Source organism: Acerihabitans sp. (assembly GCF_036398755.1).
Taxonomy (GTDB): Bacteria; Pseudomonadota; Gammaproteobacteria; order Enterobacterales; family Enterobacteriaceae; genus Acerihabitans.
Genome location: NZ_DASWOM010000091.1, coordinates 24,053 through 37,161 on the forward strand (window position 1 = coordinate 24,053; position 13,109 = coordinate 37,161).

12 protein-coding genes are annotated in these 13,109 nt (G+C 58.0%); 10 read left to right on the top strand and 2 right to left on the bottom strand.

Annotated features, from left to right (window positions below; all coding sequences use genetic code 11):
* Positions 1-78 precede the first annotated feature (78 nt).
* Positions 79-1,185, bottom strand: a complete 1,107-nt coding sequence (gene ydiK / locus VGC33_RS15295) for an AI-2E family transporter YdiK (RefSeq protein ID WP_331121627.1) — start codon at positions 1,183-1,185, stop codon at positions 79-81.
* A 40-nt stretch (positions 1,186-1,225) separates the two neighbouring features.
* Between ydiK and VGC33_RS15300 the strand changes: the two genes are divergently transcribed.
* The 10 genes from VGC33_RS15300 (at position 1,226) to VGC33_RS15345 (ending at position 12,783) form a co-directional block, all read left to right on the top strand.
* Entirely contained in the window at positions 1,226-1,474 is a 249-nt protein-coding gene (locus VGC33_RS15300) for a hypothetical protein (protein WP_331121628.1), read from the top strand.
* Positions 1,475-1,492: 18 nt separating this feature from the next.
* Entirely contained in the window at positions 1,493-4,636 is a 3,144-nt protein-coding gene (gene ydiJ / locus VGC33_RS15305) for a D-2-hydroxyglutarate dehydrogenase YdiJ (RefSeq protein ID WP_331121629.1), read from the top strand.
* Positions 4,633-5,055: a hotdog fold thioesterase gene (locus VGC33_RS15310; protein WP_331121630.1), complete on the top strand. Its 423-nt coding sequence runs from the start codon at positions 4,633-4,635 to the stop codon at positions 5,053-5,055. The genes ydiJ and VGC33_RS15310 overlap by 4 nt, the downstream gene beginning before the upstream one ends.
* A gap of 673 nt (positions 5,056-5,728) precedes the next feature.
* Positions 5,729-6,103 (top strand): Fe-S cluster assembly scaffold SufA, encoded by a 375-nt coding sequence (gene sufA, locus VGC33_RS15315; RefSeq protein ID WP_331121631.1) that lies wholly within the window; start codon positions 5,729-5,731, stop codon positions 6,101-6,103.
* Positions 6,104-6,116: 13 nt separating this feature from the next.
* Positions 6,117-7,622, top strand: a complete 1,506-nt coding sequence (gene sufB / locus VGC33_RS15320; protein ID WP_331121632.1) for a Fe-S cluster assembly protein SufB — start codon at positions 6,117-6,119, stop codon at positions 7,620-7,622.
* A gap of 79 nt (positions 7,623-7,701) precedes the next feature.
* Positions 7,702-8,448, top strand: coding sequence for a Fe-S cluster assembly ATPase SufC (gene sufC, locus VGC33_RS15325; RefSeq protein WP_331121633.1), 747 nt, complete (start codon positions 7,702-7,704; stop codon positions 8,446-8,448).
* Positions 8,423-9,724, top strand: coding sequence for a Fe-S cluster assembly protein SufD (gene sufD, locus VGC33_RS15330; protein WP_331121634.1), 1,302 nt, complete (start codon positions 8,423-8,425; stop codon positions 9,722-9,724). Before sufC ends, sufD begins: the two co-directional genes overlap by 26 nt.
* Positions 9,708-10,934 (top strand): cysteine desulfurase SufS, encoded by a 1,227-nt coding sequence (gene sufS / locus VGC33_RS15335; protein WP_331121635.1) that lies wholly within the window; start codon positions 9,708-9,710, stop codon positions 10,932-10,934. The genes sufD and sufS overlap by 17 nt, the downstream gene beginning before the upstream one ends.
* A 25-nt stretch (positions 10,935-10,959) precedes the next feature.
* Positions 10,960-11,373, top strand: coding sequence for a cysteine desulfuration protein SufE (gene sufE, locus VGC33_RS15340; RefSeq protein ID WP_331121636.1), 414 nt, complete (start codon positions 10,960-10,962; stop codon positions 11,371-11,373).
* A gap of 339 nt (positions 11,374-11,712) precedes the next feature.
* Entirely contained in the window at positions 11,713-12,783 is a 1,071-nt protein-coding gene (locus VGC33_RS15345) for a L,D-transpeptidase family protein (RefSeq protein WP_414636940.1), read from the top strand.
* Positions 12,784-12,972: 189 nt separating this feature from the next.
* Here VGC33_RS15345 and VGC33_RS15350 read toward each other — a convergent pair.
* Positions 12,973-13,109, bottom strand: a 137-nt coding sequence (locus VGC33_RS15350) for an LPP leucine zipper domain-containing protein (RefSeq protein WP_331121638.1), incomplete at its 5' end; no start/stop codon positions are given.

Here is a 13,109-nt window from a genome sequence, read left to right on the forward strand (position 1 = left end):
AACTAATGGCTAATGATGAAGTTATATTAATTTCCGGATGCTTATGGTATCCGGAAATAATATATGCGGAGTTTTCGCCTACAGTTCCGACAAATCGCTCAGATGTTTTTCCGGGTCATGCATTTCACTCGGCGAGGGCGCCTCATGGACCCAGGCGAAAATCAGCCGATAGGATACCGCCAGCACCACCGGTCCGATAAACAGGCCGATCATGCCGAACGCCAGCAGGCCGCCGATTACACCGCACAATACCAGCAGAATGGGTAAATCCGCGCCCATACGGATAAATATCGGCCGCAGGATATTATCCAGGGCGGCGACCACGCAGCTCCACACCAGCAGCACCGTACCCCAGGTGGTGTCGCCGCTCCAGTACAGCCAGATCATGGCGGGAATAAGGATAGGCAAAGGGCCCAACTGGGCAATACAGGTGATAAACATGATGATGGTCAGGATAGTGGCGAACGGGATACCGGAAACCGCCAGCCCGATGCCGCCCAACACCGCCTGCACGATGGCGGTCAACACCACGCCCAGCGCCACCGCCCGGATGGCCTGGGCGGCCAGCAGGACCGACGCGTCGCCCCGTTCCGCGCCCAGCCTGATGGCGAAGTGGCGCACGGCCAGCGCCACCCGTTCTCCGCGGATATACAGCAGCACGCTGAACAGCAGCATCAGCGCGCAATGGATGAGGAAGCTGCCCACCTGAGCCACCTGCGACAACAGCCAGGTGGCCGATTGGCCGATATAGGGCTGAATCTTGGCCACCAGCGGACCGCCGCCGCCGGAAATGGTGGCCTGCCAGCCCGAGTAGAGCTTATGGCCGACCAACGGCACATCCCGCAGCCAGTGCAGCGTCGGCAAGGTCAGCCGGTTTGGCTCCGTGGCCCAGGCCACCAGCGGCGCGCTGTTATCAATCACGCTGCTGATAAGAACGGACACCGGCAGGACAAATAACAATACCAGCAGAATCGTCATGACGATCACCGCAAGCGATCGTCTCCCCCATAATAATGCCTGGATTTTAATCAGTAGCGGCCAGGTGGCGATAACCACCATGCTGGCCCAGGCGAAACCCAGGATGAAGGGTTGTACCACCCAAAAACAGGCCAGTGTCATTAGCGCAATAAAGGTTACGCTAAACAGCATCCTTGGCAGATCAAGCAGTTGACGCGGGTAATCCATGAAATAGTTTTCGCCTCGATAAACAATGGGTAAATAGGGCATGACAGCGATCGCAGGAAGGGAAGCCGTTGCCGGTAACCGTCTTAATGATGCGTTATTTACCCGTTTTTTAACAGGCCGTAACAACAATTTAAACCATGGGCGGGAGAAACCGGCGTTTATCGGGGCGCCGGAATATCCGGCCAGGGCAAAATTTTTCGTGGTCAGCGCGCGCGCAAAAAAAAAATATGCTAAAACAATCGGGTCGGACCTTCATAAAACTCCTTATGCCGGCCCCCTTTACACTTGAAAAGCAGGCTCATAGTTAATGATCCCACAGATATCCCAGGCGCCGGGACTCGCCCAACCGGTTCTCGATTTTATTGCCCAATTGGAACGCAACGGCTTTAACGGCGACAGCGCCACCTCCTACGCCGACCGCCTTACCATGGCGACCGATAACAGTATTTACCAGTTGCTGCCCGACGCGGTGCTGTTCCCGCGCTCAACCGAGGATGTGCTGTTAATCAGCCGCCTGGCGCGGGAGCCGCGCTTTAACGCCCTGGTTTTCACCCCGCGCGGCGGCGGCACCGGCACCAATGGCCAGGCGCTGAATACCGGCATCGTAGTGGATATGTCGCGGCATATGAACCATATCCTCGAGGTGAATCCCGAACAGGGCTGGGTCAGGGTGGAAGCCGGCGTTATCAAGGATCAGCTCAATGAATATCTGCGCCCGCTGGGCTATTTTTTTGCACCTGAGCTGTCCACCAGCAATCGCGCCACGCTAGGGGGGATGATCAATACCGACGCGTCGGGACAGGGATCGCTGGTGTACGGCAAAACGTCCGATCACGTCCTGGCCCTGCGCGCGGTGCTGATGGACGGCGAACTGCTGGATACGGTCGCCATGCCCACCGCGCAGGCGGAAAAAATCGCCGGACAGGACAGCGCCGCGGGGCGCATTTACCGCACGGTGCTGGAGCGTTGCCGGGAGCGGCGCCAACTTATCCTGGACTCGTTCCCCAAATTAAACCGCTTCCTGACCGGTTACGATCTTCGCCACGTCTTTAGCGACGACCTGCAAACGTTTGACCTGACGCGCATCCTCACCGGCTCCGAGGGTACGCTTGCGTTTATTACCGAAGCGCGGCTCGATATTACCCCCTTGCCGAAGGTGCGCCGGTTGGTAAACGTCAAATACGATTCGTTTAACTCCGCCTTGCGCAACGCGCCGTTTATGCTGCAGGCCCATGCGCTATCGGTGGAAACGGTGGACTCAACGGTACTGAACCTGGCGCGCGAGGATATCGTCTGGCATTCCGTGCGCGATCTGATCCGGGATGTGCCCGAGCGCGAGATGCTCGGGCTGAATATCGTTGAATTCGCCGGTGACGACGCGCCGCTTATCGCCGCCAGGCTATCGGCGATATGCCAGGGACTGGACCAGCTGATTGACGAAGGACGCGGCGGCGTAATCGGCTATCAAATCTGCGATCGGTTAATCGATATCGAGCGCATCTACGCCATGCGCAAAAAAGCGGTGGGGCTGCTGGGCAATAGCAAAGGGACGGCCAAGCCGATTCCTTTCGCCGAGGACACCTGCGTCCCGCCGGAACATCTGGCCGACTATATCGCCGAATTCCGCCAGTTGCTCGACGCCCACCACCTGAGCTACGGCATGTTCGGCCACGTGGACGCCGGCGTGCTTCACGTCCGGCCGGCGCTGGATATGTGCGATCCCGCCCAGGAAATATTAATGAAACAGCTGTCGGACCGTATCGTGCAATTGACGGCTAAATATGGCGGCCTGCTGTGGGGCGAGCATGGCAAAGGGTTTCGCGCCCAGTACAGCCCCGAGTTTTTTGGCGCAACGCTTTATCATGAGCTGCGGCGGATAAAATCGGCTTTCGATCCCGGCAACCGCCTTAATCCCGGCAAGATATGCGCGCCGGTGGAGAGCGACGCGCCGATGAAACAAATCGACGCGGTTAAACGCGGCACCTTTGACCGGCAAATTCCGCTGGTGGTGCGCGGATCGTTTCGCGGCGCCATGGAATGCAACGGCAACGGCCTGTGTTTCAATTTCGACGCGCGCAGCCCGATGTGTCCGTCGATGAAAATCACCGGCGATCGTATCCACTCGCCTAAAGGCCGCGCTACGCTTGTGAGGGAATGGCTCAGGCTGCTGGCCGATCGTGGCGTCGACCCGCTGCTGCTGGAAAAAAATCTGCCCACCGGCCTCGCCACGCTGCGCGATTTGGCCGATAGGGTGGGCAACAGCCGGCGGGCGAGGCGGGGCGAGTATGATTTTTCCCATGAGGTCAAGGCGGCGATGGCCGGTTGCCTGGCGTGTAAAGCCTGTTCTACGCAATGTCCGATCAAAATCGACGTGCCGGGCTTCCGTTCCCGTTTTCTCCAGCTCTACCACAGCCGGTATCTCCGTCCGGCGCGCGATCACCTGGTGGCCGGCGTCGAAAGCTACGCGCCGTTGATGGCGCGCGCCCCCCGGCTGTTTAATTTTTTCCTGCGCCAGCCCTGGCTGCGCGAGATGAGCCGGGCGCGCATCGGCATGGTTGACTTACCGCTGCTGTCGACCCCTTCTTTGCGCGCCCGGCTGACGGACCACCGCGCCGCCGGCATCACGTTGGAACAACTGGAGGCGATGACGGCACAACAGCGTCGGGGCCATGTTCTGATTGTGCAGGATCCCTTTACCAGCTATTACGACGCCGCCGTGGTGGCGGATTTTGTCCGGCTGGTGGAAAAGCTGGGGGGTAAACCGGTATTGCTGCCGTTTTCTCCCAACGGCAAGGCCCAGCATATCAAGGGCTTTTTGCAGCGCTTCGCCAAAACCGCCGCCAGGACGTCGGATTTCCTTAACCGCACCGCGCGCCTCGGCCTGCCGATGGTGGGCGTGGATCCGGCGCTGGTGCTGTGCTATCGCGATGAATATCGCGATATCCTCGGCGACCGGCGCGGGGACTTTCTGGTGCTGTTGGTGCATGAATGGCTGATGACGCTGCGACCGGCGGAGGAATCGCCCGATGCAGTGACAACGTCACGCATTAGCGCGCCGGTGATTTCCGCCGTTGGCCGTCAGGCCGCCGGTGCCGACGTTTCGCGGCTGGATGCGCCGCCCGATGGAGCATGGTATCTGTTTGGCCACTGCACCGAATCCACGGAACTGCCCGCCAGCGGACAGCAGTGGGCGTCTGTATTTGCCCGTTTCGGCGCCCGTCTTGAAACCGTCAGCGTCGGCTGCTGCGGCATGGCCGGCACCTATGGCCATGAAAGCGCCAATCTGGACAATTCCCTGGGCATCTATGCCCTGTCCTGGCAGCAGGCCTTACAGCGCCTGCCGCGCGCCCGCTGCCTGGCTACCGGCTATTCGTGCCGCAGCCAGGTGAAACGCATCGAAGGGGAAGGCATCCGCCATCCCCTGCAAGCTTTGCTGGAGATTATCCGATGATATGGAAACGTCCCGCCTCACTGGAGGCGCTTAACCAAAAGAGCCAAGGCACCCTGGCCGCGCACCTGGGCATCGTCTTCACCCGTATCGGGGACGATGAACTGGAAGCGGTGATGCCGGTGGACGACCGTACCCGCCAGCCGCACGGCCTGCTGCACGGCGGCGCCTCGGTGGCCCTGGCCGAGACCTTGGGGTCGGTGGCCGGATATTTGTGCACGCAGGGCGAAGATCTGGTGGTGGGCCTGGAAATCAACGCCAATCACCTGCGGCCGGTCACCGACGGCCAGGTGCGCGCGGTGTGCCGGTCGGTTCACCTGGGGAAAACGCATCAGGTATGGGAAATCCGCATTTCCGATGAACGCGGCAGGATTAACTGCATTTCCCGCCTGACCACGGTGGTACTCAAAGCGCAAGAGTAAACGCCTTGGCGTCGTTCGCAATGCGGGCGACGAGGCCTGCGTTTTGCCGTTAATTGTGTTATAATTGTGTAATAAATGTGAACGAAAGGGCGTTACCGGGTGTGATGAACCGCACATATTGCTTGCGCCGCCGCCGGCCGACGAGCGTAATCTGATCGGAACCGGCAGGCGGTCCGGAGATGTTTTTGTGACGCACGGCCTGAATTAATATGAATACCTATGCGCAATTAATGCTAATTAAAATCGAGATGGTAATCATTATCAATTAGCTTGCCACTCTTTTTCGCTAATAGCCGCCGCCGAAGCGGCCCGGGCCTATTAAAAAATGGGTAACAAATGCGCTAACACGGCGCGGTAAAGATATTTTGTTTAGACCTTTCGTAAAAATAGTTTTTTTCGATGATTAATTTTTATATTCGGCGGGCGAAAAGTTCTGGTATTTTTAATAAGGTTATAATAGTAAAAATAGCCTATTTATCAGTTAATTATAAAAACGTTGTTGCAGCCGCGTCGCGGGACGGGTGGTAATATAGCGACTATAATTAAGCTTATGGTCATTTTTACCGCCGTTTTTGGCTATTCCCATGCAAAGTGCAAGGTTGCAGTGAATATTCATATCACTAACATAGAGAGATTGCTGTTTATCATCTTGAAACGTTGAGAGGTAAGTTTTATGCAAATGGACACTGTTGAAACGTTTTCACTGGAAGAAAACATCTGGCAGGGCCTGAGCCTTAGCGAGAGCGCCGCCCGGCAGATCCGTCATCTGATGGAACAGAATTCCGCGATGTTCGGACTACGGCTTGGCGTTAAACAATCCGGTTGCGCCGGTTTCGGTTATGTTATGGATGTGGCGACCGGGGAGGCGGAGGAAAGCGAACTGGTTTATGAGCGTGACGGCGCGCGGCTCTTTGTCCCGCTGAAAGCCATGCCTTTTATCGACGGCACGGAAGTGGACTTCGTGCAGGAAGGCCTGAATCACGTATTTAAATTCAACAATCCCAAAGCTCAACATGCCTGCGGGTGTGGCGAAAGTTTTGGCCTGTGAGCGATAAACCATTATGGCACGAAGCAATATAGAAACTCCCGAGGCGATTGACGCCACGCAGCCCTGGATAAAAAGCGAACGTTATAAAGAAGGCTTTTTTACCCAACTGGTGACAGACGAGCTGGCCCATGGCATCAGTGAAGATGTGGTGCGGGCGATTTCGGCTAAACGTAATGAACCGGAATGGATGCTGGAGTTTCGCCTTAATGCCTACCGCGCCTGGCTGGAAATGGAAGAGCCGCACTGGCTGAAAGCGCATTATAAAAAGCTGGACTATAACGAATACAGTTATTATTCCGCCCCTTCCTGCGGCAGCTGCGATGACAACTGCGGTTCCCAGCCCGGCGCCATGCAGCAGCCGGGCCAGGACGCGGCCAAAAACTACCTGACCGATGAAGTGGAAAATGCGTTCAACCAGTTAGGCGTACCGGTGCGTGAAGGCGCGGAAGTGGCGGTTGACGCCATTTTCGACTCGGTGTCGGTATCGACCACCTATCGTGACAAACTGGCGAAGGAGGGCATCATATTTTGCTCCTTCGGCGAAGCCATCCATGAGCATGCGGACCTGGTGCGCCAATATCTTGGCAGCGTGGTGCCGCCCAACGATAACTTTTTCGCGGCGCTTAATTCCGCCGTGGCCTCCGACGGCACCTTCGTTTATATTCCAAAAGGCGTGCGCTGTCCGATGGAACTGTCCACTTATTTTCGCATTAACGCCGCGAAAACCGGACAGTTCGAGCGCACCATCCTGATTGCCGACGAAGGCAGTTATGTCAGCTATATCGAGGGCTGCTCGGCGCCGGTGCGCGACAGCTATCAGCTGCACGCCGCGGTGGTGGAGGTTATCGCCCACAAAAACGCCGAGGTGAAATATTCCACGGTGCAGAACTGGTTCGCCGGCAGTGAGTCCGAAGGCGGCATCCTGAATTTCGTCACCAAGCGGGCGTTATGCGCCGGCGAAAACTCCAAGATGTCGTGGACGCAGTCGGAAACCGGCTCGGCCATTACATGGAAGTATCCCAGCGTCATTTTGCGCGGCGACAACTCGGTGGGTGAATTTTTTTCGGTAGCGCTGACCAATGGCCGCCAGCAGGCCGATACCGGCACCAAGATGATCCATATCGGCAAGAACACCCGCTCGACCATTATTTCCAAGGGTATCTCGGCGGGCAAAAGCGAGAACACTTACCGCGGCCTGGTGAAAATCATGCCCAGCGCCACCAACGCCCGTAATTTTACACAATGCGATTCGATGCTGATCGGCGCGGACTGCGGCGCGCACACCTTCCCTTATGTGGAAGTGCGCAACAATACCGCCCAGTTGGAACATGAAGCGACCACGTCGCGCATCGGTGAAGATCAGCTGTTTTACTGCCGCCAGCGCGGCATCAGCGAAGATGACGCCATCTCGATGATCGTAAACGGGTTCTGCAAGGACGTGTTCTCAGAACTGCCGCTGGAATTTGCCGTCGAGGCGCAAAAACTTTTGGCGATAAGCCTTGAACACAGCGTGGGTTAATCCCGCGCTTTAGTCGCCGACCGCACACCAGCATTTGCTGCCCGTACGGGCGGACAGAAAGTCGGGTAAAGGAAAAAATATGTTAACAGTTCGCAATTTAAACGTCAGTGTGGAAGATAATGTTATCCTCAAGGGAGTGAACCTGGACGTCAGGCCCGGCGAGGTGCATGCGATCATGGGACCTAACGGGTCCGGCAAAAGTACCCTATCGGCCACCCTTGCCGGGCGGGATGACTATCAGGTCACCGACGGCGAAGTGCTGTTCAAGGGCAAGGATCTGCTGGCGCTGGAACCGGAAGAGCGGGCAGGCGAAGGTATTTTCATGGCGTTCCAGTATCCGGTGGAAATCCCGGGCGTCAGCAATCAGTTCTTTTTGCAGACCGCGGTAAACGCGGTGCGTAAATATCGCCGGCAGGAGCCGCTGGATCGCTTTGATTTTGCTGATTTCATCGAAGAAAAAATCGCCCTGTTGAAAATGCCGCCCGACCTGCTTACCCGGTCGGTGAACGTCGGCTTTTCCGGCGGCGAAAAAAAACGTAACGATATTCTGCAAATGGCGGCGCTGGAACCGCAGTTGTGCATTCTGGACGAGACTGATTCCGGGCTGGATATCGATGCGCTGAAGGTGGTGGCGCACGGTGTCAATACGCTGCGCAACGAGCAGCGCTCGTTTATTATCGTCACGCATTACCAACGTATTCTGGACTATATCAAACCGGATCACGTGCATGTGCTTTACCAGGGCCGCATCGTTAAGTCCGGCGATTTTTCCCTGGTGAAACAGCTTGAGGAGCAAGGCTATGGCTGGCTTACAGAACAACAATAATGCCCAGGCGTTGCAACAATGGCACCATCTGTTCGAGGGGCAAAGCCTGAGCCGCTCCGCCCAGGCCTATGAGCACTGGCAAAGCGTTGAACGCCTCGGCCTGCCGACGCGCAAACACGAACACTGGAAATATACCCCGCTTGAAGGCCTGTTGTCCCACCGCTTCGCCTTTTCCGAGGGCAAACGCCTCGGCACCGACGAGCGGGATCGGCTGAGCCTGGAGCTGGACGCCGTTCGCCTGGTCTTCGTCGACGGGCGTTTTGCCCCCGAACTGAGCGACAGGGATACCGGCTTTTGGCAGGTGACGGTGGAGCAGGGCGCGGAACGCCTGCCGCTGCCGGCGCCGATTGCGCCGGAAATCTTTTTGCACCTGACCGAGAGCCTGAGCCGCGAGACGACGCGCATCCGCCTGCCGGCCGGTAAAGCGGCGGAAAAACCCTTATACCTGCTGCATCTCAGCAGCGGCGGAACGAACCCGGAAGAGTTGAATACGCTCCATTATCGTCATCATATCGAGGTGGCCGGCGGGGCGCAGGGGCAGATTATCGAGCATTTCGCCAGCCGGGACCAGGAGCTTGCCCATTTTACCGGTTCGCGCCTGACGCTTATGGTGGGCGATAACGCCCAGGTGGCGCACATCAAACTGGCGTTTGAAAACCGCGCCAGCTACCACTTTGCCCACAACGATATCCATATCGGCCGCGACGCGGTGGTGCGCAGCAGCAGTTTCCTGCTGGGCGCGGGATTGGTTCGCCACCAGACCAGCGCCCGCCTCGATGGCGAAGGCTCCGATCTGGCCATCAACAGTCTGCTGCTGCCGTCGGGCAACGACGTGGCGGATACCCGCACCTATCTTGAGCATAACAAAGGCTATTGCCTGAGCCGTCAACTGCACAAGATCATCGCGCGCGAGCGGGGTAAAGGGGTATTCAACGGCCTTATCAAAGTGGCCAAACACGCCATCAAGACCGACGGCCAGATGACCAATAACAATCTGCTGATGGATCGCTTGGCTGAAGTGGATACCAAACCGCAGCTGGAAATTTATGCCGACGACGTAAAATGCAGCCACGGCGCCACGGTCGGGCGTATCGACGAGGAGCAGATGTTTTACCTGCGCTCGCGCGGCATTAAACGCGAGGATGCGGAGAAAATGATTATCCACGCCTTCGCCGCCGCCATTACCGAGGCGATTGATAACCAGACGGTGCGGGAAAGGGTATTGACCCGTATTGCCGATTCATTGCAGGGGGGAGTAAATGTCGTATCCCATTGAGCGTATAAGATCGGATTTCCCACTGCTGGCGCGTCAGGTTAACGGGCATCCGCTCACCTACCTGGACAGCGCGGCCAGTTCCCAGAAGCCCAACGTCGTGATCGACGCTGAAAGCGATTATTATCGCCAGGGTTATGCCGCCGTACACCGCGGCATCCATACCCTTAGCGCTGAAGCCACCGGCCGGATGGAAGATGTCCGCGCCCAGGCCGCGCGGTTTATCAACGCGCCTTCGGTTGATGAAATCATTTTTGTCAAAGGCACCACCGAAGGCATCAATCTGGTGGCCAACAGCTACGGCCGGCATTTTTTCAAACCCGGCGACAACCTGATTATCACCGAGATGGAACACCATTCCAATATCGTGCCCTGGCAGATTATCGCCGGGGAAAAACAGGTTGAAATCCGGGTATTGCCGCTGCTGCCCGACGGCACGCTGGACGAATCCCGGCTGGACTCGCTGGTGGACGCCCGCACCCGGCTGCTGGCCATTACCCAGGTCTCCAACGTATTGGGTACGGTAAATCCTCTTGAACGTCTGATAGCCCGGGCGCGGGCCGCCGCCGCCGATCTGGTGGTGCTGGTGGACGGCGCCCAGGGCATCATGCACCAGAAGGTCGATGTGCAGGCGCTGGATTGTGATTTTTACGTGTTCTCCGGCCATAAAATCTACGGTCCAACCGGGATAGGCATTCTGTTCGGCAGAAAACGGCAGCTGGATCTGATGCCGCCTTGGGAAGGCGGCGGCTCGATGATCCGCACCGTCAGCCTGAGCGAAGGCACCACCTTCCTGGATGCGCCCTGGCGCTTCGAGGCCGGGTCGCCCAACACCGGCGGGATGATCGGCCTGGGGGCCGCGCTGAGCTATGTGGAGGCGCTGGGCATCGACAGCATCCATGCCTACGAGCGTGAGCTGATGCGCTACGCGCTGGAAGCGCTGACGCAGGTGCCGGACCTTACCCTGTACGGTCCCGCCGACCGCGCGGGCGTCATCGCCTTTAACCTGGGCAAGCATCACGCCTACGATGTGGGCAGTTTCCTCGATCAGTACGGTATCGCCATCCGCACCGGACACCATTGCGCCATGCCGCTGATGGCGTATTACCAGGTGCCGAGCATGTGCCGGGCTTCACTTGCGCTCTATACCACGCGCGAAGATATCGACAGACTGGTGGCCGGTTTAATCCGCGTGCGGCAGTTGCTGGGTTAACACCGATAGCCAGGGAGATTCGTTGATGGCAAATTTGCCGGACAAAGACAAACTGTTGCGTAACTTTTCCCGTTGCGGCAACTGGGAAGAGAAATATATGTATATCATCGAGCTTGGCGCGCAGCTGCCGGCGCTGCCCGATGAGGCGCGCAGCGCCGAAAACCTGATCGCCGGCTGCCAGAGCCAGGTATGGATTGTCATGACGACGGATAGCGAGGGTACCGTCCGGCTATCGGGCGACAGCGACGCCGCCATTGTCAAAGGCCTGATCGCCATGGTGTTTATTCTTTACCAGGGATTGACGGCGCGCCAGATTGTGGCGCTGGACGTGCGGCCCTTTTTTAATGAACTGGCGCTTGGCCAGCACCTGACGCCCTCCCGTTCGCAGGGCGTGGAAGCCATGGTGCGGGGCATCAGGGCCAAAGCCGCCAATCTATAAACCCTTCGCCGCCCCGGTCGCAGTGTGGGCCGGTGACCAGTACGGGAACGTGGGCATGATGGGCCGCCATGCCCGTCATCCCACCATCCTGCTATCCTTCTATCCCGCTATTCCGCTATCCCGATTTGTCGCTCAGGTCGCCCAGGCTGGCAGCCTGAATTCCCGCCGCGCTTGCCCTGTATTCATGCCGCTCATTTGCTAAACTCTCATTATCAGCGTTTTCTGATAGCGGAGATCGGGTTGGGCTGCTATTCGTGGTGCCGGACCCCGGTAACGTCGCCGCCGCGACAACGGTAAAATGGTCTTTGGCTTACGAAAACAATCACGTGGGAAATCATTATGAACTATGCGCGGACCCTGAAATGCATCGCCTTCGCCATTTGCCTCGCCGGCAGCCTGCTGGGGGGCATCTCCGCCGCCGGCGCCACCGAATATGCCCTGCCGGCGGAGAACAGCCGATTGATCGGGGAAAATGTTACCGCCACCGTCGCCAATGACGGCGGCTCGCTGGAAGCCATCGCCGCGGCGCACAAAATCGGCCTGCTGGCCATGCTTGAGGCCAATCCGGGCACCGACCCCTATCTGCCCCACGCCGGGTCGGTTCTGACCATACCCACGCAAATGCTGCTGCCTGATACCCCACGCAAGGGCATCGTCATCAACCTGGCCGAGCTGCGGCTCTATTATTATCCGAAAGATGAAAACAAGGTCATCGTTTACCCGATAGGCATCGGCCAGCTTGGCCGCACCACGCCGGTGATGACGACGACCGTTATCCAAAAAGTGCCCAACCCCACCTGGACGCCGACCCCTAATATCCGTAAACATTACCTGGAGGAGCAGGGCATTACCCTGCCGGGAGTGGTGCCGGCCGGGCCGGACAATCCCATGGGACTGTTCGCCCTGCGCCTGGCGGCCGGCAAGGGGGTCTACCTGATCCACGGCACCAACGCTAATTTTGGTATCGGCATGCGCGTCAGCTCGGGATGTATGCGGCTGCGGCCCGAGGATATCCAGGCCTTATTCGATGCGGTGCCGGTGGGAACGCGGGTACAGGTCGTCAACGATCCGGTCAAGGTGTCCCTCGAACCCGATGGCAAACGCTATATTGAAGTGCATCAACCCTTGTCGCGCAACGACCGCGACGATCCGCAGACCATGTCCATCGCCTACAGCGCCAAGGTGAAAAAATTTCTCGCCGATCCCGCCACCGATCGCGCCGTGGCCGTTGATGCCATTGCCCGCCGTTCCGGCATGCCGGTGCTTATCTCCGCCGGAGCACCGGAAAACAGCCTCTCTCCCGCCGTGCCGGCGGTGCTAAGCGTCAAGACGCAGGCGACTGCGGCGCCGGTCACCAACCTCAGTAATAACGGCCCTGCCGGGAGCGCCAAGACACTGGCGGCTCAATAACGGCTTGGGGCCTACCGCTATATGAGCGGTCCGCCTGCGGGGGTACAGGCGTGATTTCGGCTGCATGCCCGTAGTCGGGGTCGCTTCGTGGCGTGTGAGCCGGGGTGAAATGCGTGGCGGTCGTCGCGGTTAATCAGGCAAAAAAAATGGCGCACTAAGTGCGCCATTTTCTAAACAAGTCTATGACTCTTATTTACGATAAGAGTGAGCTTGGTTATCTAAACGTTGGTTAGCACGGGCAGCGTCGTCTTTAGCAGCCTGTACGTCAGAACGAATAGCGGTTACATCGTTGCTGAGCTGGTCAACTTTCGCGTTCAGAGTTTGAA